This is a genomic window from Virgibacillus dokdonensis (genome assembly GCF_900166595.1).
In the GTDB taxonomy this organism is placed as follows: Bacteria; Bacillota; Bacilli; order Bacillales; family Amphibacillaceae; genus Virgibacillus; species Virgibacillus dokdonensis.
In genome coordinates, this window is sequence record NZ_LT745763.1 from 4,047,979 (window position 1) to 4,069,024 (window position 21,046).

General features: G+C 35.8%; 18 protein-coding genes. All 18 read right to left on the reverse strand.

All coding sequences use genetic code 11. The annotated features are described in order from the left end of the window. Positions 1 to 15: 15 nt before the first annotated feature. The 18 genes from B2C77_RS20435 to B2C77_RS20510 all read right to left on the reverse strand — a co-directional run bounded on the left by B2C77_RS20435 (position 16) and on the right by B2C77_RS20510 (position 21,046). Positions 16 to 3,054 carry a type I restriction endonuclease subunit R gene (locus B2C77_RS20435; protein ID WP_077706703.1) on the reverse strand — a complete coding sequence of 1,013 codons (3,039 nt, stop codon included), beginning with the start codon at positions 3,052 to 3,054 and terminating at the stop codon, positions 16 to 18. Further along, complete coding sequence (locus B2C77_RS20440) at positions 3,055 to 4,281, reverse strand: restriction endonuclease subunit S (RefSeq protein ID WP_077706704.1); 1,227 nt, start codon at positions 4,279 to 4,281, stop codon at positions 3,055 to 3,057. After that, a complete protein-coding gene (locus B2C77_RS20445; protein ID WP_077706705.1) occupies positions 4,274 to 6,052 on the reverse strand; it encodes a type I restriction-modification system subunit M in 1,779 nt (592 codons plus the stop codon). Before B2C77_RS20445 ends, B2C77_RS20440 begins: the two co-directional genes overlap by 8 nt. A 357-nt stretch (positions 6,053 to 6,409) precedes the next feature. Continuing rightward, positions 6,410 to 6,490, reverse strand: a complete 81-nt coding sequence (locus B2C77_RS22615) for a putative holin-like toxin (RefSeq protein WP_367946666.1) — start codon at positions 6,488 to 6,490, stop codon at positions 6,410 to 6,412. A gap of 88 nt (positions 6,491 to 6,578) precedes the next feature. Beyond that, complete coding sequence (locus B2C77_RS20450; RefSeq protein WP_077706706.1) at positions 6,579 to 8,183, reverse strand: LPD25 domain-containing protein; 1,605 nt, start codon at positions 8,181 to 8,183, stop codon at positions 6,579 to 6,581. 181 nt (positions 8,184 to 8,364) lie between these two features. Beyond that, positions 8,365 to 8,589 carry a hypothetical protein gene (locus B2C77_RS20455; RefSeq protein WP_077706707.1) on the reverse strand — a complete coding sequence of 75 codons (225 nt, stop codon included), beginning with the start codon at positions 8,587 to 8,589 and terminating at the stop codon, positions 8,365 to 8,367. Between the two features lie 5 nt (positions 8,590 to 8,594). After that, positions 8,595 to 10,721: a type IA DNA topoisomerase gene (locus B2C77_RS20460; RefSeq protein WP_077706708.1), complete on the reverse strand. Its 2,127-nt coding sequence runs from the start codon at positions 10,719 to 10,721 to the stop codon at positions 8,595 to 8,597. A 26-nt stretch (positions 10,722 to 10,747) separates the two neighbouring features. Next, a complete protein-coding gene (locus B2C77_RS20465; protein WP_077706709.1) occupies positions 10,748 to 11,854 on the reverse strand; it encodes a JAB domain-containing protein in 1,107 nt (368 codons plus the stop codon). After that, positions 11,832 to 11,987: a hypothetical protein gene (locus B2C77_RS21830; RefSeq protein ID WP_176087386.1), complete on the reverse strand. Its 156-nt coding sequence runs from the start codon at positions 11,985 to 11,987 to the stop codon at positions 11,832 to 11,834. The genes B2C77_RS20465 and B2C77_RS21830 overlap by 23 nt, the downstream gene beginning before the upstream one ends. 181 nt (positions 11,988 to 12,168) lie before the next feature. Then, complete coding sequence (locus B2C77_RS20470) at positions 12,169 to 12,999, reverse strand: nucleotidyltransferase domain-containing protein (RefSeq protein WP_077706710.1); 831 nt, start codon at positions 12,997 to 12,999, stop codon at positions 12,169 to 12,171. A gap of 105 nt (positions 13,000 to 13,104) precedes the next feature. Further along, positions 13,105 to 14,358, reverse strand: coding sequence for a MobP2 family relaxase (mobP2, locus tag B2C77_RS20475; RefSeq protein ID WP_077706711.1), 1,254 nt, complete (start codon positions 14,356 to 14,358; stop codon positions 13,105 to 13,107). Between the two features lie 3 nt (positions 14,359 to 14,361). Continuing rightward, positions 14,362 to 14,832 (reverse strand): hypothetical protein, encoded by a 471-nt coding sequence (locus B2C77_RS20480; RefSeq protein ID WP_077706712.1) that lies wholly within the window; start codon positions 14,830 to 14,832, stop codon positions 14,362 to 14,364. A gap of 1 nt (position 14,833) precedes the next feature. Then, positions 14,834 to 15,166, reverse strand: coding sequence for a hypothetical protein (locus B2C77_RS20485; protein WP_077706713.1), 333 nt, complete (start codon positions 15,164 to 15,166; stop codon positions 14,834 to 14,836). A 218-nt stretch (positions 15,167 to 15,384) separates the two neighbouring features. Further along, the gene (locus tag B2C77_RS20490; protein ID WP_254844019.1) at positions 15,385 to 16,485 is read right to left on the reverse strand and encodes a hypothetical protein; all 1,101 of its coding nucleotides are present in this window, start codon (positions 16,483 to 16,485) and stop codon (positions 15,385 to 15,387) included. 49 nt (positions 16,486 to 16,534) lie between these two features. Continuing rightward, positions 16,535 to 17,647, reverse strand: a complete 1,113-nt coding sequence (locus B2C77_RS20495; protein ID WP_254844020.1) for a M23 family metallopeptidase — start codon at positions 17,645 to 17,647, stop codon at positions 16,535 to 16,537. Beyond that, positions 17,647 to 18,369 (reverse strand): hypothetical protein, encoded by a 723-nt coding sequence (locus tag B2C77_RS20500; RefSeq protein ID WP_077706714.1) that lies wholly within the window; start codon positions 18,367 to 18,369, stop codon positions 17,647 to 17,649. Before B2C77_RS20500 ends, B2C77_RS20495 begins: the two co-directional genes overlap by 1 nt. A 3-nt stretch (positions 18,370 to 18,372) precedes the next feature. Next, on the reverse strand, positions 18,373 to 20,343 hold the full coding sequence (locus tag B2C77_RS20505; RefSeq protein WP_077706715.1) for a VirB4 family type IV secretion system protein: 1,971 nt from the start codon (positions 20,341 to 20,343) through the stop codon (positions 18,373 to 18,375). A gap of 7 nt (positions 20,344 to 20,350) precedes the next feature. After that, positions 20,351 to 21,046 carry a TraC-like domain-containing protein gene (locus B2C77_RS20510; RefSeq protein ID WP_077706998.1) on the reverse strand — a complete coding sequence of 232 codons (696 nt, stop codon included), beginning with the start codon at positions 21,044 to 21,046 and terminating at the stop codon, positions 20,351 to 20,353.

Genomic DNA, 21,046 nt, shown 5'->3' on the forward strand with positions numbered 1-21,046 from the left:
CCTCAAACCTACTTTTTATTCGCTCCTTAATTCCTTGTAAATCTCTTTTGCAACCGCCATCATAATTGTATTATAATACGATTTATCTTCAAATAGTTTCGAATAAGAATCCATTTGTTCCATATATAAGTCTTGAGAAGCTTTTTCGAAAACCCCAGGAAACAGGCTTTTTTCAAACATTTCCTCATCATTATTTCTTGCAAGGCTTTTTAATCGATCATTGGATTCTTTCGCTTTACGTGTAACCCCCTCAATAATGACACGATCAGATTCAGATATTTTACCATCGTATTTTTCATTTACTCGTCTCACGATATTTTCTAGTAAGTCATCGTCTTCTGGTGGTTTAATTCCAGTCTCTACGTTATCTGGGTTACTTAATTGGTAGCCATTAGTATTTTTTTCTAATGCGATATCCCCGTTAAAAGTTTGTTCCAGCTTGTAATACTCCAGTTTCACTTTGTCTTTAATATCAATTTTTCCAGTACTATTCTTGGGAATGAATTTAATCAAATAGGAATTGAAGATAAATTCCTCATGCAACTCTTTATCAAACATCCTTGTTAATTGTGTAATGTAGGAATACCATTTATTAAAATTACGAACTGTCACTCGAAACTCATATTGCTGCTGGTCGTCTAGTTCCTCATATCTTTTAATAATTGGTACCAAGTGACTCGCTATTCTTCCCAAATCCTTATCTGATTGGCTGCCATTTTTCAAATAAATTTTAGTGAGTTTTTTAATGTCTTGATCATTATAAATTTTATAATTTCTCAGTTTTGTTTTCGTATCATAAATAAGGTTAACATCAATTTCCTTGTCTAGTTCTGTTACTTCATAAAACGGCTGAAAAGCCTTCTGAATATCTTCTGCTTCATTCACAAAATCCAATATAAAAGTATTGTTTTTACCTGTATGCGTACGATTCAATCGGGAAAGAGTTTGGACAGCCTTCACACCAGAAAGTTTTTTATCAACAAACATGGTATGCAGTAACGGTTCGTCAAATCCAGTTTGATATTTCTCGGCAACTACTAGAACATTGAATTCATCGGTATGAAACGTTTCTTTTAGCTGACTTTCCTTCACACGTTTGCCGTCTTTTGTTTTATTTAATTGCTCTTCAGTGTGCTCTTCATTTTTATCCTGGACTGTTCCGGAAAATGCGACGAGCACATCCATATCGTCATACCCTTTATTCTCAATATAACGCTTAAATTCAAAGAAATAACGAACAGCATGCAAACGTGAAGCTGTGACCACCATCGCTTTGGCTCTGCCGGCAATTTCATGTTGTGTTACATTTCGAAAATGCTCAATCATAATAGCTGTTTTCTGTTGTAAATTATGAGGGTGCAAGGACTGATATCGTCTAATAGCTTTTACACCTTGAGTTGTTGATAATTCCGGGTTATCCGGTGTATTCTTCGCAATTTTATAAGACATTTGATAGGTCATATAGTTTTGCAGCACATCTAAAATAAATCCTTCTTCAATTGCTTGCCTCATGCTATAAATATGAAACGGTCGAAACGAATCATCAGTTTGTTTTGTTCCAAACATTTCAAGTGTTTTTTCTTTAGGGGTTGCTGTAAAAGCAAAGAAACTTAAGTTGTCATGGCTTCCATGTGATAAAAGCTCTTGTACAAGTTTATCTTCTTGATCTGGCGCATTTTCCTCAATTTCAGCTTCCAGCTCAGCATACTCTCTTAAAGCTTCGTCTGTATCCGCAAGTGCCGCCTTTAACTTTTTAGCACTTGTTCCTGTTTGTGAGGAATGTGCTTCATCTACAAGAACCGCAAATCGATTTCCTTGATTAACATCCACCTCCTCATAAATAACTGGAAACTTTTGCAGTGTTGTAATGATAATGCGTTTGCCATCATTAATAGCATTTTTTAGATCCCTTGATGTTTTTCTTTCTCCAATTGTTTCCACTAACCCATCCGTGTGATCAAAGCCAGAGATTGTGTCTTGTAATTGACGATCTAAAACAGTCCGGTCTGTCACAACGATAACCGAATTAAATATACTTTTATCATCATCGCCATGTAAGCTAGCGAGATGATACGCTAACCATGCGATACTATTAGATTTTCCAGACCCTGCACTATGTTGAATTAAATAATTATCCCCGCTACCTTTTAACCGAACAGTGTGAACCAGTTTTCGAACGACATCTAGCTGGTGGAAACGAGGGAAAATTAATTTTGAACTCACTTTATTTAGCTCGCGTCCTTTTTTTACTACCTTTTGTTTTTTCACTTCCAAGTGCATAAAACGATGAATAATGTTCATTAGGCTATCTTTTTGAAGTACTTTTTCCCATAGATAGGACGTAATATAACCATCTGGATTTTGAGGGTTTCCTGCACCGCCAACATCTCCAGCACCGTTCGACCCTTGATTAAAAGGTAAAAAGAAGGTGTCTTTTCCATCTAGCTTTGTTGTCATCCATACTTCATTTAAATCAGCTACAAAATAAACGAGAACACGTTTATTAAACTGAAATAATTTCTCTCTTGGATCACGGTCATACATAAATTGCTTCTTACCATGTTCCACTGATTGTCCTTTGATTTGGTTCTTTAATTCCATTGCGACAATCGGAATCCCATTAAGTGATAAGACCATATCCAAAGAATTATGATTTGCTGTTGAATAAGCAAACTGACGCGTAACCGCTAATTTATTGGATTGATAATTTTGTATTGTCTTTTCATTTAAAGAGGATTCCGGGCGAAAGAAGGCAATCTTTAATTTAACCCCACGGTCTGTTATGCCATTTCGTAGTACATGCAAAACGCCATTGGAATCGATCTCATCATTCAAGCGCTTATATAGCTGCTTGGATGCTTGTTCTCCATATATTTTGTTATATCGAACCCATGCTTTCTCTTGTGTTTCTTGTATAAATTCTATTAATTGGTGGATATCAATAGCTTTTTCCTTATCATAGTTTGCTTGATTGCCTTTCACATACCTACCTTCCGTTAATAGGTATGTTTCAATATCCTCTTCAAAGCGTTTTTCTGTATCTTCAAAAGCCAATTACATAACCTCCTTCTTGCCTGTGACGTATTCGTAGATGAGAGACTTTTTGTAGGATTCTATTTCAGATATTAACTTTTCCTTATTTATAATTAATGTATCAATATTTTCACTTCTTTCATTTAGATAATTAACAATGTGTTTTTGTTCACTCAAACTTGGTAAGAACACCGGCAACTCCTTAATAAAATCCCAATTAGCTCTTGGCATTTTTGTACCATAAGTAGATGAGTTAACAACATTTATAAATCGATTTGAGAGCAAATAATATAACAAAAATTGGTTATAACCTTCAAAATTCTTGAATATTAATAACTCACCTGAGCTATAGCCATTAAATTTCGCAATAAATCCTTTAGTTAGGTATGGTCTTAGTTTATTAAATAACACATCCCCTGTATGAAAAACGTTTGTCAAAACCTCTTCATAATCTTTATTTAAAGAAATAATTTTCCCACTAAAACCTTCAATGTTTTCTAATCCAATATAGTTACTTCCCTTGGAGTAAATTTCTTTTTCCGACCTTAGATTAACTGCATATTTCAATTTCTGTTCTCTCCAACCAATCGGAAATTCATTGAACCATTCACTATTGCTTTTAACCATCTCAACATTCGGATTTAGCCCTTTTGTTACGATTTCAGTAATTAACGATTGTTTATACTTTTTTAGTTCTTCAATTGACTGTTTTGTTTTTTTAACAATCAAATCAATTTGAAAGACTTTTCTATCGAGGAAGTTAGCAATTTTGTGTTGTTCTTCTGTACTTGGGATGGGTATTAGGATTTTTTTCATTCTGCTATAATTAGTCGACCATAAATCTTCAACAATTCCAGTCCCCCATCGGTAGAATTCTTCCGCAAATCCGTAATTTTTCAACAGATAATTCACATAAGACGGGTCCATATCTGTACTATGCAATACGATGTTGATTAAAGATACAGACCCTTCTAATGGGGACACCCCTGAAGACATTTTTCGATCAGAACGTGAGTTTATAACAAAATCGTTTAAGCAAACTTTTTTTCTATTAGTATGGTCATTTGATTTTGCTGCTGTTGCTAATTGTTTAACTATACCGTTTTTGGTAACAGAAAGTGGTTCGTATTCAATATCAGAAACTTTTTCACTACGCTGTTCAAATAAGTTTCCAATTCTTCTTAATTTCCAGTTAGCCGGCATCTTACCAATCCACTCCACACCGCTATCTACTAGCCCTCTACTCATTCACTCTTACCTCCTCACCTGACAAGGCTTCAAAGGATTTTACAATCTCTTTTTCTATTTCTCTAATACGGGCTGCAATATCATCGGCTTTTTCTGGTTGTTCAAATTTATAGAAAAGACGTGTGAATGGTATTTCGTATCCAATTTTAGTTTTCTTCTCATCAAGCCAAGCATCAGGATTAAATGGCTTTATTTCTTTTTCCATATATGCATGAATTTCCTCTTTTAATGGAATTTCCTCTGTGTCTCTTTTATCTTTATCTGCTACAGGTTTATTCTGTTTTAGTAGGATATTTTCTTGTTCGTCATACTGAGGTGTTTCTACTGTGACTTTATAAAAACCAAATTCTTCATTATCTAATATTTTTGATTCAACCGTTCTATCACCTAGTGAGTATTCTTTATTTAAAAATTCACCATATGCTTTTACAATTACTTCTCGGCATGCTTTATCAATATCAACTCGTTTACTACCTATATTTTTTCTCCGCTTTTCATACATATTGGATGCATCAAGTAACTGTACTTTTCCAATACGATGTTTCGGTTTATCTTTCGTTAACACCCATACATATGTAGCAATACCCGTATTGTAAAAGGAATCATTAGGCAGCTGGACAATAGCTTCTAAGTAATCATTCTCAATGACATGACGACGGATTTCACTTTCTCCACCCCCGGCATTTCCACTAAATAAAGCTGAACCATTATGTATAATTGCCATTCGTCCAGTGTCTTTTAGTTTACTTAAACCATTTAATAAAAAGAGAAGTTGACCATCATTCTTCTTGGGTAGCCCAACACTAAATCGACCTGCTTCTCCATGGTCATGTTCTTCTTTTACTTTTTTATACTCTGATTTCCAATCTGTCCCAAACGGAGGATTGGAAATACAATAGTCAAAGGTGTAACCCTCGAATTGATCTTCCGTTAGTGTGTTTCCTAATCTCATATTATTTGAATCACCATTTCGAATCATCGTATCTGCCTTGGCAATCGCAAAAGTTTGTTCATTAATTTCCTGTCCAAAAGTCGTAACATCTGCCTCGGCATCTAATGCTTGTAATCGTTCTTCCATTGCACTCAGCATCTGGGAAGTACCCATTGTCTGGTCATATACTGTTTTTGCAACACCTTCATCAATTAATACATCTTTCTCTTCTGCAATTAATAGATCTGTCATAAGGTAAATTATGTCACGACTGGTAAAGTGGGAACCTGCTTCCTCATCATAGCTCTCCGAAAACTTTTTGATAAGTTCTTCAAATATGTACCCCATATCGGTGCTTGTAATTCTGTCTGGCCCCATGTATGCCTTTTCCGAATTAAACTCTTGGATGATAAAGAATAATTTATCATTATTGGCAAGCTTCCTTATCTCTCGTTCAAATTCAAAGTTCTTTAAAACGTCTTGGACATTTTCAGAAAAGCCATTTAAATAGGCTAGAAAATTTTCTTCGATATTATCTGGTTCAGCAAGAAGACGTTCAAAAGTAAAATTGCTTACATTATAAAACCCATATCCAGAAGCTTTTTGTAGGAATCCTTCTTTTACTTCTAAATGCTTTACTTTTTGATAGGTTTCTTGTACTTTGTCTCTAGTTGGTAATAACGTATCATGAAAGCGTTTTATAACAGTCATTGGAAGTACAACTTCTCCATACTGATGTGGTTTATATAATCCTCGAATTGAATCTGCTATACTCCAGATTAAATTTGCTTTTTCTTGAATATTTAAGCCTGTTTGTTGGTGAAACATACTTTCATTCATTCATACAACCCCACTTTTAAAATTCTATTAAAATATGTATTGTTTTCTTTAAAGATAACACAAAAGACACATAAATAACACAAACCCACTTTATAATCAGGTTCTCAAAAGCCTTTAGTTTAAAAGTCGACATATTTTTTGCCTTAAATTCTTTATAATCATACAATGATGATTCATACATGTTTATTTAACGGTGAAAATGAGGTATACTATATATAGAAACTCATACAATAATAAAAGACCGCCCATGCTGGCACATGGAACGGTCCAGTGTGTAAAAGCCCTTCAAGGGGGCAGCTCACATATTTAGGTCAGAAAAGTAACCAACCAAAATGCGGCTAGGCATTCATCGGGGGGTTACTTTTTTTGTTCTGACAGTATAGCTACAACTAATGTTGCGAATGCGATCATTAGAAACAATGCTTCGAATACTGTCATCGTATCACCCCCTTTCAAAAAAGGGGTGAGCTACCACCCATGAAAGCCCTATTACACTAATAGCAAGTATATCAAACTATTAAGATTTTCACATCATATCCATGTCTACTGTTTGTAGTTTTTTCTTCTCATTTTTGTCTTTCAACCAAGCATTAATATCAAGTCTCTCATTTTCAAACAAAAGACCATAAACCGCCCCATCAAGTATCATTTTCTGTTCGTCAGTAAGATTACCTTCCTTTCTAGCCTGATGATGAGGATTTAAAAATTCGCCATCACCAACATCTAGCCGCTCCATATTAATAACTTCCATCTTTGAATTCTTGCTCTTAGGAAAAACAATGCTATACCGTGTTTTATAGTATCTATTATCATCCTGATATCTTTCCTCCAGCTTCTCCATAAATGCATTACCTTTTGCAAAATCCATCATCGAATCAGAGTCTAATTCTGGTGCTTCTGACCATTCAATGAATATTTGTGGGAGCTCAACATCCAAATCATATCTCTTTAACCATGCCTTGCACTTTACGACATGATCAAATTCTTCCGTCCAAGCGTCATTTGTGGAATTATCCACTCCTACAACTACATCACCATCCACACAAAAATACAATCCTTTTGTGTACTCTTCTTCCTTATAATCAATTACATACTCCATTGCTGCTTGATTAATTTCTGTTAGAGCGTATAAGTCTTTCCTGTCTTTAACAGCTTGTAAGAACACATCTTTTCCATTTTCCATGCTTTTCTCCTGTTCTTTCATCAATTCAGGTTCCATGGTTTCCATAAACTCAACAGCTGCCCCCCTTACTTCTTCAAGTAATTGCGCTTTATCCTTTAATTCCTTTCCTTGTGTCCAGTTGGCAAGATAGCCTAAAGAATAATCACTTGTATCAATATCAAAGTACGAGGCTACTGCATAAGCTGTCATTTCCGCTTGGAATTCTTTTTCTTCTGAAGTTAGATTGAAATGCTTACCGGGTGTACCATGCAACTTGGCATGGGCCAATTCATGGATTAATGTTTTCACGTTTTGCAATTCGCCATTGCGAGGATTTAAACCAATATGATTCTTTCTACCATCTATTCCTTGGTAAAATGCACCTTTAGCAGCACCTAGTTCCTCCATAGGCTCGCCAATCGTCACATCCAGTTTATCTCCCACTTTTTGCAGGGCCTCTAACATATTTTGATAGTTTGCAATGCCCCCCTCCAGCCATCTATTCGGAAAAATATCTGGAAGATCACTAGCTTTTGCATCAGTTTGCGAAACATCGAAAACGCTGCCCTTTCCAAAATACAACCCACTTCCCTTTTTCTCTAATTCCCCTTTGTTGATTAATTCTTTTTCCTGCTCTGTCGCCTTTTTGATACTTTTCCATCTGCCGCTTTCATCTTTAAATTTCGGCTGCGTCTTATTTGGCACTAAAATTTGAATGGCTTTTTCTCCTTTTTGCACCTGAAAGCCTTTTTCCTGCCAAAACTTATAACTTCCTACTGCTTGCGCTCCCTTAAATTGACTCTGAATTAAGGCTGTATTTCGTAATGAATATTGATAAAACTGCATCATGAAAGCTAGATGTTCGGCCATTTGTTCAGGTGTTTCAAAATAGGATTCAATGGACTGATTCATCGTTTCTGTTAATTGCTTCACTTCTTCCTGTTTTTGTTCGAATGTTTTCCTTTTCATGAAATATCATCCTCCCGAAAAATAAAAGGGACTCCCACCAGGAAGCCCCTTAGATATATCAGCAATTTATTTGCTCAGCCTATTAATGTTTCATTATGCAAAATAAAAAGACCGCTATATCAGCGATCAACATCACTTTTTACATACAGTTTTCACTAAACGGCTTCCCCTTAGTGGTATTTCAAGCTGGTGCACCATCCAAGATGACTGCCTTCTCCTTTATATCCAATGGAATCAATGCTTCTTCATCTGCCTGATTTATCATTGCTAGGACATCCTTTGTGACTGCATCTACTTCAACTCCTATTTCCCCAGCGTCAACAATGAAGACAACACTAGCCTCTTTAATTTCCTTTACATACCCTAAATCAACCATCTTATTTGCTCCATTTACATACATATCCATCACAATCATCCTTTCGGGAATTCAAATATCATTTTTTGTTCGGTTTGATCATAGCGTAAATACGCATCAAACTTTTTTCCTTTTTTACTCGTAAAACCTTTAATCAAGTTGGATTTTTCGCCGTTCAATATCTTTTTAATGTTTGTCTGGCTTATGGATTTGCCTAGGAATTTCTTCGGTAACGTAAATGTACATCCTTCACGATAACGGCTGCATCCATAAAATTTTACTTTACCTTGAATCTTTCCATCTTCATGATTACAACAGGGACAATCACCAATAAAAGATTTTTCATTCACCTGTTGCAATGCCTTTTCCATGTCACCAATCTTCTTAGGTGCTTCTTGCATCAAAGACTCAATCATTTGTTTTATTTTATCGAGAAACACTTCTTGCGATCCTTTATTTTCCCCAATTTTATTTAGATACGTTTCCCATTTCGCTGTCATCTCCGGACTAGCAAGTAACGTTCCTTCTACGGCCTGACAAAGTATTTTCCCTTTGTCTAATACAGTTACTTGATTCTTTCTAATCTCAATATACAATTGGTGTTTTAAAGTTTCTATGATACTTGCTCTCGTTGCCTCAGTTCCAATGCCTTCGCTTTCTTTCAAAGTATGCTGCAATGCTTCGTCATCTACCTCTTTTCCAGCGTATTTCATCACATTAATCAGTTGCCCCTCGGTATAATACTTAGGGGCTTTTGTCTGTCCTTTCGCTATTTCTACATTAACTTGGCAAGCTTGATCTTTTTCCATTGCTGGTAAGACCGTTTCTTTTTTCCTTGCCTGTTGTTGATTCTTAAATAATGATTTCCAGCCTATTTGTTTTTCTACTTTTCCAGTCACTTCAAAGTTAATCCCTTTCACACCAACCTCTACCTTCGTTTCTTCATATTCATAATCCGGAGCAAACATCGCTAAAGTAGTTGCAATCACTTCTTGATAAATATTCTTTTCTTTTTCGTTTAAAGCACTAAAATTTGGCGTTTGTTTTGTTGGAACAAGGGCATAGTGTTCAGCAACCTTCGTATTATCTACATATCGCTTCTGGGCATCAGGATAAACAACTTCAACATCTACCCCGATACATTCTTGATAGTTCGATAAATTGTTTTTGATATAACCAAATTCGCTATCAGTTATAAAGTGACTGTCCGTCCTAGGGTAAGACAGAACTTTCTTTTCGTATAGGCTTTGTGCAATCTTTAATACTTCGGACGGACTGTACTTCCATTGCTTGTTTGCCGTACTTTGCAAGGAAGATAAAGAATGTAGCTTTGGTGACTTTGTTCTTTTCAGTTCTTTTTTCACTTCTTGAATAATACCGTTATTCATGCCAAGCAGAATGCCTTGTTCTTGCAATACTTTTTGGGCCTCTTCTTTTGTTGCAAAGCGTTGTTTATGTTTCGCTTCAAACGAACCATTTGGCACTTGGACTTTCCCTTGAAAGGTAAAATAGTCTTGGGAAACAAAATCCTCAATTTCCTTTTGACGTTTGTATAATAAATAAAGGGTAGCTGTTTGTACCCTGCCAACGCTGAATACGCCTTTCATCCCTTTCTTTTGTAATAGCAATGTATATAATCTGGAAGCGTTCATTCCTACTAGCCAATCGCTATATTGCCTTGTTTGCGCTTCTTTATATAATAAAAGATAATTATTTCCGTTGTTTAAATGACGGAATCCTTTTTGTATCTCATCCACTTCTAAAGAGTTAATCCACAATCGTTTTGTTGGTTTATGTGATGCGCCAGCAAGTGATAAAATACATCTTGCAATGTTTTCACCTTCTCGGTCACAATCGGTTGCAACAATAATTTCCGCTGGATCATTTAAAAGTCTTTTCACTATATTGAATTGCTTTTTCTTATCTTTACTAACCTGAAATCGAAACTGGTCCGGAAACATGGGTAATTGATCTAACCTCCATACTTTCCATGTCTCGTTATATTGTTCAGGGGAAAGTAGTTCAACTAAGTGGCCATACCCCCAAGTGATATATGCTTTCTCCTTAAAAAAGCGACCATCATTTACTTCTATATAACCATCTTGTTTCTTTGTATGTTGAAGAGCATCTGCATACGCTTTTGCTTGACTCGGCTTTTCAGCTAAAATTAATGTATGTCCCATTAAAACGTTCTTCCCCTTTCTTTTGCTCACATTTCTATTTCAAATGCATGTTGTTTACTGTCTTTTGTCTTTGCCTGCTTTTCAATGAGTTTTCTATAATCTTCATTGCTGCTTACATATTCGGGAATATCTTTCGCAAAGGAATAGACATTCTTTTTTCCGACAATAAAATGATCCAAAAGCTGTACATCCAATTTTTCGGATATCCGTTTTAAATCTCTAGTCACATTTTTGTCTTCAGCACTTGGTTCCGGTATGCCTGAAGGGTGATTATGAAAAACGGCAACCTTTGATACATCTTCTCGCGACAATAATTCCTTTGTAAATACCTTCTTATCCACTATACTTGCATTGGGTGACCCTTTGAAAAGTTCTTTAACAGCTAGAACTTTCCCATCAGCATCACAAGCAATTACTCCAAACGATTCTTGCCAATCATACTGATAACCAACTTTCAAGCTTTTCTTCACCTTTGCATTATCTTTCAACATATGAGATCCAACAATCTCTTGATTAGCGAAAAAAGAAGTAAATTCGTCAAATCCTTGGTAGGTGTTTATGCCATTTTGCAGATTGTAAGCTGTCTTGGTATGACTTTCACTTTCGGCAACATTATTTACAGATGGTGCATATTTATCACGACTATATGGAATCATTTCCTTACTGGATGTGATTGTGTCACTGAATTCGTTATAGATAAATCCATCAATCACATCTATCCCAAATGTTTTAAAATAATTGGTCATTTCCGCTTCCTTACCAGTAGACGTAGAACTGTTTGATAAATTAAACATGGATACACCGCCTGCATGTAAACCTTCTTTCAACACTCTTTTCAAATCATCTTGATCATGGTGCTTATATCGGCTTAAATGCAGTGGCTCATTTTTGGTGGAACAAAACACAGATACCATTTCATCCTTGTCGGGCATTTTATTCTTCATCACGAATTCTATAAAATCTTGCGGGGAAGAGATTCCTGCTTCTTTGCTGCTCATTTGTCCTTTTGAAAAATCTATAAAATCCACTAAACTTCTTACGGAATCATCATCCTTTGTTACCTTTTGATAAAGTTCCTCTTTGGACGTGCAGCCAAAATGCTCATACAAATTATTCATCTGTATCACCGCCATTTTCTATACGGATGAGCAATTCCTTCAATAAAAGAACATCCTTATCTTCCGAATTCTCCTGCATAAACTTCAGTAATTCTTTTTGACTGTTAACACCAAAGTAATCTAAAATATTCTTTTGGCTATTCTTCACTTAAATCATTCCTTTCTGTTGTGAAATCAATCGATAAGTTACATTAAAAAAACTGCATACAAAAAGCACAGAATTAATTATTAACAAATAATGTCTGTGCTTTTAAAAGTGCTATTTACTTTTATAATCTTGTGAGATGGATGGATACCATCTTAAACAATCGCGCCCGATTGCGGAAGATTTATAGTGCTTTGGTTTCAGAAATTAATTCTTTTAAGTTTTCTACAGCTTGGCTTGTCTTATTGCTATCTGTTGAGAGAAGAAAAACAATTTCATCAATACGTTTTTTGTAGTTCATAGGCTTTATCGGAAAATCTTGAATCATGGCTACAGCCTTCTTTTCATTGATGCAGTACACCTTGTTTTTCGCAAAAATAACTTGATTCAAACAAGAAATACTTCGAAAACAATGACCCATTACATATGAAATATCATCTTTATTAGCATTGGTCTCCATAAACATCAGGGAAAAAGAAGCTTCAAAAGAAAAGTATTGAATCATCGCTTCTCTAAATTTCTCGGGATAGGGTTCCGTTTTCTTTTTTAATTCAGCTAATGTGCCTTCAGGGTCAGATAAAACATTACAAATAGCTAATTCACCCATGTACATAGCATTCAAATAACCATGAGGGTGTCCTGTTTGATAATGAATGGATACTAGACCTGACAAACAGTCATCAATAACTTTACTGACTCGTTTAATATCACGAAAAATAAGATCTACATGGTAACCCTGTACAACTAACCAGCCACCACCATTTATCCATTCACCCCATTCACCTAAGGAAGTGATTAAATGCTCTTTTTTTTCGTCATTAAGATTTAATGCTGATTTTTCGATATCATTGGTATTAAACCCTTTTGATTCATCATAGTAAATTCCAATATCTATATCAGAATCCGGACTATGAGTTCCTCTTGCCCTAGATCCACCTAACACGATTCCTACCACACCTGGCAGTCCATCTAGTTCTTCTTTTATGTCTTGAATTATATTATTGACAGTTGCCATTATGTTTCACTCCAATCTTATTCAATAATCTGGCCCGTTAATTGAACACCACAATCTAACAAAAGTATATCAAACATGCCGGAAAATTGTTAGGCTTCCATTAAATTATTCCTTCTCCATCAGTTGATCAAATTCATCCATATGTCTCTCTCGCTTGTAATCATGAAATGTTTTTCGCATCGCTTGCTTCAAACGAATAACGGAAACATGTAAATCATTATTTCCTCTTCCGTTGTACTGTTGGAAAAATGATTGCTGGTTTTCTTTTTCCAGTGCATGAAACTGTCTTATAGCTATTTTTTGTTTGAAGTCCGACATTCTTTCTTTCTTATCGACCGCACGCATTTCAGTTAGAATAGCGTTTCCCATACGCTTTTTAAGGTCATCTAATTTGGTGTTTTTATATTGTTGGTAATCACTTCCTTCACCGTACATTTCTTGCATCACATCTACTTCTTCATCCAATTTTGTTTCTAATGCTTGGATCTCTTCTGGATGAAACTGTTCTAAATAAATTTTATTTATTTCATTTATATATGGCCTGGCTTCATTGATAGATTTATAACCATAACGCCACTGTTTTCGGTCATCAGGCAAACGGTTCATCGCTTCTTTAAATAATGTTTCTGTTTTTTGGAAAGATGATAAGGAAATATTATTTTCCTTTTTGTATCGTATGGTCTCACGCAGCAATTCATCTATCTTATTCCGCTCATGGGCACGATCTAAAATAACATTGGCAACTTTAGACTTCATTTTGTCCAGCGTTTTAGGTTTTCGTTTGGCCCGATATTCTTCATGCCATGTATTCGATTCTTTATCCAATACATTCATTCGTTCTCTTGTTGGATGTGGCTCTACGGTTGCGACATGTACATGAATGTTATCTGTATTGTAATGCAGGGATGCCGTCCAAACTGCTGATTGCTGCATCCCTTCTGCCTGCAACATGGCTTGCATGGTTTCACGCACAACACTTCTCATTTTTGTTTCGTCAACGGTATGAGTAACTGCATTGTATAGTCCTTGCTTACTCAACCATTCATTATCAAAAGAGATCACATCTTGCCACATTGGCGATTCATTTTGCTGCGCTAATTGAAATAGTTCTTTAACTGTTTGCTTTTCTTTGGCATCCAATCTGTCTTTACTAGAGGTAAATAACTCCCCTTGCTTTTCCTCATCATCCATATAATCCATGAATTGATAGAACACATCAAAATCATTTTCTTTATCAGATAAGACATCCATTTTTACATGTTGTTTCGCATCCTCACGATCCATATAATTAATGTAATCGTTAAATGCACTCGACCTAGGTGTAACAAATTTACTTCTCAATACAACTGCTGGACTCATTGTTTACTCCTGACTTTCCGATTGAACTTGTTGCTTTAATTCTTTTTGCCGTTCATAATCTAATTTCTTTTTCCTCTGTTTATGAATCCGTTTTTGAACTAATTCTTCTGCTTGTTCCATTCCTTTTGTTTTAAATTCTTCCGTTGTAATTAAATTTTTGAATTTATTGACCAAGTAGTAATGGTTCATGAATTCCAGAATAATTTTCGTGTCACGATCAATGACATTACTTGCTACTTGAATGCGATTCATTTTCTCTTTGAGGAATGATAATTTTTCATCCAGCAAATCAGAAATCGTTTGTTTGAATAGAACATATTCTTCTTCTCTATTTTCAAAATAAGCATCTACCATTAGGGCAATGGCATTCGCTTGGGACGTATGTTTTTCGTTCGCTATCACTTTAATATTTTCTTTTGTTTCTGGACTTAACAAAAAGTATGATCCCTGTTTTTTCTCTTCTGTCATGCTCATTTTAATTCCCCTCCTTGTCATCTATTGCAAATGTTTTATCTAAAATGTGATCGGCTTCTTTTGGATTTAATCCAAGTGCATCACATAAAATTATATACAAATTAAGTGTACGTTTTTCCAAATAGCTTAAACGTTTGAACGTCATTTCCAATCCATCTGCAACTCGACTCACGGTCACATCTAATTCTTTTTCTGCTAACTTAATGCCATCAAATTTCACTGCATCCTCTACCATTCGTTTCAGTAATACATTCCTTGATACCTTTTGTTTTTTAGCTTCCTCATCCAACACTCTTACGGCACGAACATCTACATCCCGAATTTTTATTTCCATTCAAATCCACTCCTTCCGCACATCATATAGAAAATAGTAAAATCCCCGTTCACAAGAACAGGGATTGTTGAACAGGATAAGGGGAAAGTGTACCCACATAGCGTGGGTGACTAGGCAGCGCCTAGTTTTCCAGTAAGCCCATTTTTCCAGTCAAATATATACCTTTCATATAGGTGTTTCTTGCTGAATATATAGGTTTTATATAGACCTTTTAATGTTTATTTCCCCTCTTTTTCTGAAGGCTTATCTTTGTTTTTCTTCTTTTGCTGTTGCCTTTTCTGCTCCTTTTTAGATTCATCCTTTTTATTTTTGTCCTGCTTTTTCGCATCCTGCTTTTGGTGTTTTTCATGTTTCTTTTTCGCTTCTTGCTGCTGTTTCTGCTCTTCCGACTCTTGATTTTCTTCTACTGATTGACGTTCAGGATGAAGCAATTTATCGAGTTTTTCTTCCCGATTATCGTACTTTTCCTTGAGCTCTTTTACCTTTGATTTGTATGCTTCAATTTCTCCTTCTGCGCTGGAAATGGCATTCTCCTTTTTGTCAATTTCCTTTTCTGTTTCAGTTTGTTCTTCCTTCGTTTCAAATTCCATTTCATTTTTTAATGATGTTTTCTCCTTTGTTAAAGTCGCAATTAATTCCTGTTGGAAAGGAATATTTTCATCTATAATTGTAGATATTTCTTGTTTGATTCGTTCCATGTCTGTGGCAATTACTTCTCTTTGATATGCCTTATCCGATTTTGCAACAAGGTTCTTATTTACTTCAATCTCACGATAATCCCCCACAATGATCACATCTTCTGGCTTCGGCAAATCGGACTTTTCAATTTTATCTGTCTCCGTTGTAGCAACATCACTATCATTTTCCAGTTGTCGTTTATACTCTTGTTTCAATATTTTGTCGTCCCGATGCTCTGTCACAAATAAACCGATAACACGGTATTCAGTTGGAACATGTTCAATGTGAATGACCATCACATTGTCGGATTCATACACTTTTTTTGCTGGGTAGGTTTCTTTTGATGCCTTTCCCTTTGCTTCAAATGTAAATGTTGGTAGTTCTACTGCATCTGTACCCGTATGAACTGTTTCAATTGTTACCTCCATGAGTTGATTCTTCGGATTATATTCCCAACTCCTTAAAATTAATGTTGTCTGATTTAGTCCGTTAATTGATTTATTATATGGCGTTTGTGCGATTGCACTGTCATCATACATCCATGATTTAGACGTTAAAAAAACACCAAGCAAAATGCCTAGTGTAACGATAATACCAATATAGACTTTATTCTCTCTTCTGCGATTGAATTTACTTTTCACGCGACTAAATCCTCCTTCCCCTATCATTTTTTGCCTGTTAAAAATGATTTTACATACGGCATAGGTCAACCTTCTCTCCTTCCATTAAGATCTCAATATGAAGATGAGGTGCAGTTGATGCCCCAGTTGAACCAACATACCCTATTACATCACCTGCTTTTACTTCACTTCCAGCAGGAATACCTTTCTTGTCCATATGAGCATAACGGGTTTTAATGCCATTGCCATGGTCAACTTCTATATACCAGCCATAACCGTTCCCCATGTTTTCTATAGTGGAGTCAAATGTTGTTCCGTTCGATTCACTTATGGTCACTTTCCCATCTGCAAAAGATACAATCGGTGTATTCCTTATCCCAGCACTTGCAATGTCTATTCCAGCATGAAATGTGGTGCAATTTCCACATCCCGACCGATAACCAAAGCCGGAAGTAATGGTTTTGGTATATGGTGAAACCCAAGACTTACCACCGATTAATTCCATATCAACATGATCTTCTGCTTCACAATTCATGGTTAATCCACCCATGTTTGCAGTTAACTTTTTCATCGTTGGTATCCAATGTTTGTTTAAATTGTTTGGATCATTTTCTGCGCCAATCGGAGCATACACTTCCCCCAGTTGTTCAATTGTTACTAATCCATCTACAATAATACGATTATATAAAGTATCTGCCATGGCTTCTAAACCATCTTTTAATGTTGGAAAACGTTGTAGTGCTTGCCAATCTGTTGCAGGATCCATTAAGCCTCCAGGATTATTTTTATCAACTACCCCACTGGAAGTTCCGTAACCTGTTTCATGTAAAGCGATAGCACCAAAAAGAATTGGATCAATTCCCTTTTCTTCAGATAGTTCGATAATATCATTACCATATCCTTTGAAAACGCCTGAGCGATCTTCATGCTTAAAGTAACTATCCCATTCTTTTTGATTCATATCACCTGTTGGCGAACAAATATAACCACCTCCATCATCATCATCTTGATCATTATGTTGATGATCAACACTACCACTTAATGCACCAATAACCGCCATCAACAATGTACAAAGAACAAGAAAGATTAGGACAGGAATAATGTTCGCAATTAAAAAGCTACCCGTTCCTATGAGTAGCTTCTTCCTTATCATATGTTTTGCAAATTGTTTTAAATGCTTCACTACTTCTCCTTCCCCTCTCCTTCCATGTTTTGATTATTCGGTGTCACCATGTTGCTGACAATCCACTTATCACCTTCCTTTTGTAACGTCATATAGTATAACTGCATTGGTTTAGATGTTAATTTTCCTTTCACGGTGACATGCCATGTCGCATATGCGCCATACGTTATTTCTCCATCTTTTAAAGGTTGGGAGGCAAATAGATCAATTGTATTCAATTCTCTTTTTGCTTTTTCGTCTTTAAAGTTTTCAATTTCCTTTTGCACCTTTTCAAGATAATTTGCTGTAACTGTCCCATTCCACTTATCCCAATCCGTTATTTGTAGCAAATAAAGAGCAAGCACTTTTTCTGCCTGCTCTTTCGCCTGTTCCACCTCTTGTTCACTATATTGGATAATATATTTTTGTTCTAAATCGGCCTCTTCCTGAATACTTTCCGTTTGTTCATTCTGCTTATTTTCATCTTTTGTATTCGTTTCCTGTGCTTCTGAATTCTTATCTTCCTCATCTATTAATACATCGTTAATTTTAGCTTCATCTAAACCAGCCGATTCATTCATATCCTCTTGCTGTTCCGTTTTCCCAAACATTTCTTCCGGATCTTGTTCCTTTGGATCATCGGCAGTCCATTTCCATATACAAACAATCACAATTAAACCTGTCACTACTAATAGAAAGATAAACTTATAAAACATTCGCTTTTCATGATTATCTTCTCGCATCGTTTACAACCCTCCAGTGAACAGCTTTAATTCTTCTTCACTCGCTTCAATGGATAACATAATGTTTCCGACACCTGAAATACTTAATAAACAATCTCCCTGCTGGAGTTGAGGGACGTGTTCCAATTCGCTTTCCGTTAGCTGCCCTTCAAAAATTGTTCGTAAAGAGTCCAATGTGTTTGAATCTTGCTGCATCACAAACTTATATTGAGTTAGTTCAAATAACGTACGTATTTTTGTCACGGTTGCAGTGTCTTTATTATCTGGAACAAAGTCTCTGATGGATTGACTTGCTAAAATCATCCCACCAAAGTACTTACGGGCTTCTCTTGCAAAATCTGTTAAAAAAGAGACAGCTAACATATTTTCAGCATTAACTAAACGATGTGCTTCATCAATCATAATTAAAAATCGGACGGCATCATCAGGGTCAAACGTTTCACTCTGATACATCTGTTTCATTTGTCTTGCTCCCACTTGGATCAAGTTATCCCAGATTAAATTTAATGTATTATACATTTGTGCTTGAAACACATTCTTTTCCAATTTCGTCAGGTTACGGATAGAAAAGAAAATCACTTGTTCATCGGTGATATCCTGAATCGTTGTATGACCGTTAAACAATGAAGCGTAGCTGTTCACTAAGTTATCAACGACTAATTCAATTTTCTCCAACCGATCCACCCGTGAAATAGATAATTCAGGACGTATCGTTCGTTTCTCTGGGTTGTCATATAGCTGCTCTCGAATATATTCTAGCAAGTCGCTAAAGATTGGATATTCTTTGTTTCCCAATGTCGTCACACCTGTTGTTTTAGTTTTTTCCATAAAGCCCAGCGATTCATAAAACATGCGTAAGATCTTTTTAAATTCTTCAATTTCCTCTGTAGAAGGACTGCCAGCAAGAAATTCATAAAAGATAGCAACCTTTGATATATGTTGCATAAAGCACTGCTTTTCATATTGTTCAAAGCTTACCTGTTCTTCTTTGTAATTGCTTTTATCATCTGCCCGATAAATTTGGAGTGGATTAATAATCCCATCACTTCCATCCAAGCTAATGGATTGACCTCCTAGTGCACCAACTAAGGTTTTAAATTCCCCTGTCACATCAAACCCTCGAATGAAATTTCCTCTAGCTTCATTATCCATAAGTAATTTTTTTAACGTAGTCGATTTACCGGCGCCCATTTTCCCAACAACGACTGCATTGTAAAAGCGTCTTAATTTATCTTTATGAAACAAATCAAATAGAACATTTCCACCAGTAAACGATGTACCTAAAAAACTGCCTGTTCGATCATTTAACTCTGAAAAGTGATACGGTAATCCAGATGCAAGCGTAATGGCTGGCATCCCTTTTCCCTCTCTTTTATTCGGAAATCTAATTTGCTGCTCATAGGGCAGGAATAATGATTGCCATTCGTAGTAGGTTTCGTTCAAAAATATTTGCCCCTTAAATCCAATGGAATTGAGTTTAGATATGGTTTGCTCCACCTTCCTTTCTAATTCCCAAATTGTTGGTGTAGCAACAAATAAGCGAATATGGAGAAGCTTAATAACTTCTCCCATTTCGGAAATTTGCTGATATAAATCTTCCATTTCTTTATAACTTCGTTGAGCGTCCATCCGGTCAGATTCTTGTTTCGCGCTACGAAAACGGACATCATGTTCCACCATACTCTTATTAATCGAACTAATCGTTTCATCCTGATCCATCGTGGTCACATCAGCTACCACAGTAACATCATACATGGCCATCACTTTATCCAACCAAAGCAAATTGACGTTGGAAGGATAATCCCACACATGGACGCACGCTTCATAACCGTCTCCTTTTTGAATGTACTTATCTTTAAAAGTCATGCCACCTTGGGGTTGTATTTTCGTTAAAAACGCTTTATCCAGTTTTGGTTTCTTAGAATTCTTTTCTTCCTCAATAAAAGTATTTGTATGTTGTTTCACACTTACCATCCTTTCTTTAAAGCTGCGTATTTTGATTGTTTAATAGAAATAATATCTGTTCCTTTTTGTTCTTGGATATTCTCTGTAATGGAAATGAACTTTGCATCCCCTGCATACAGTCACTTTTTCGGTCTTCCAGTTCTTCTTTATCATCTGCATAGATAAACATGAAAAACTCCCGATTATAACGTTCTCTTTCTAAATAGTCGAATTCGAATAACTTTTGATCAATATACTTTAAACGTGACGGATTCTTCGCCTGTTGCTGTTTTTTCAACCAATATGCCCGCTGTACTTCCGTATTGGTTGGGAAGTTTAAAATGACTTCCTTGAAAGAACGAAAATAACTTCTGAGGAATTGCGCTCGATTTAATAGTAAGTAATTTAAGTCCGCATCATTTAAAGCATGAATATTTTTCGTCTGTACCTGAAAAATGTCCATGACTCCTTCTTTCAACAAAATGTACTCATCATGTAATTGCACAAAAGGAAGAATAGCAGATGTCTGTTTTAATAACTTGGGCTTTTTGCCTTGTTCTTTCATACCTTTTTGAAATTCCTTTTTCACTATCCTCTGATGTTTAAGTTTTTGCAGTAGCTGAACCATTTTGTTAGGTTTTTTATTTGTATCTGGAAACCTTTCCTTCACTTCTCCATTTGTGTCCTCATCTGGCTTTTCCGGATCTGATTTAATTAACTTTAAGGGTTGCAT

What these genes read in the sequence shown, in the direction of transcription:
- B2C77_RS20455 (WP_077706707.1), bottom strand. Translation starts at nt 8,589, where the DNA reads ATGGATATGTATGTAAATGGAGCAAATAAGATGGTTGATTTAGGGTAT.
- B2C77_RS20440 (WP_077706704.1), bottom strand. Translation starts at nt 4,281, where the DNA reads ATGAGTAGAGGGCTAGTAGATAGCGGTGTGGAGTGGATTGGTAAGATG.
- B2C77_RS20445 (WP_077706705.1), bottom strand. Translation starts at nt 6,052, where the DNA reads ATGAATGAAAGTATGTTTCACCAACAAACAGGCTTAAATATTCAAGAA.
- mobP2 (WP_077706711.1), bottom strand. Translation starts at nt 14,358, where the DNA reads ATGAGTCCAGCAGTTGTATTGAGAAGTAAATTTGTTACACCTAGGTCG.
- B2C77_RS20500 (WP_077706714.1), bottom strand. Translation starts at nt 18,369, where the DNA reads ATGCGAGAAGATAATCATGAAAAGCGAATGTTTTATAAGTTTATCTTT.
- B2C77_RS20450 (WP_077706706.1), bottom strand. Translation starts at nt 8,183, where the DNA reads ATGAAAAGGAAAACATTCGAACAAAAACAGGAAGAAGTGAAGCAATTA.
- B2C77_RS20465 (WP_077706709.1), bottom strand. Translation starts at nt 11,854, where the DNA reads ATGGCGGTGATACAGATGAATAATTTGTATGAGCATTTTGGCTGCACG.
- B2C77_RS22615 (WP_367946666.1), bottom strand. Translation starts at nt 6,490, where the DNA reads ATGACAGTATTCGAAGCATTGTTTCTAATGATCGCATTCGCAACATTA.
- B2C77_RS20480 (WP_077706712.1), bottom strand. Translation starts at nt 14,832, where the DNA reads ATGAGCATGACAGAAGAGAAAAAACAGGGATCATACTTTTTGTTAAGT.
- B2C77_RS20460 (WP_077706708.1), bottom strand. Translation starts at nt 10,721, where the DNA reads ATGGGACATACATTAATTTTAGCTGAAAAGCCGAGTCAAGCAAAAGCG.
- B2C77_RS20485 (WP_077706713.1), bottom strand. Translation starts at nt 15,166, where the DNA reads ATGGAAATAAAAATTCGGGATGTAGATGTTCGTGCCGTAAGAGTGTTG.
- B2C77_RS20505 (WP_077706715.1), bottom strand. Translation starts at nt 20,343, where the DNA reads ATGGTAAGTGTGAAACAACATACAAATACTTTTATTGAGGAAGAAAAG.
- B2C77_RS20510 (WP_077706998.1), bottom strand. Translation starts at nt 21,046, where the DNA reads ATGCAACCCTTAAAGTTAATTAAATCAGATCCGGAAAAGCCAGATGAG.
- B2C77_RS20470 (WP_077706710.1), bottom strand. Translation starts at nt 12,999, where the DNA reads ATGGCAACTGTCAATAATATAATTCAAGACATAAAAGAAGAACTAGAT.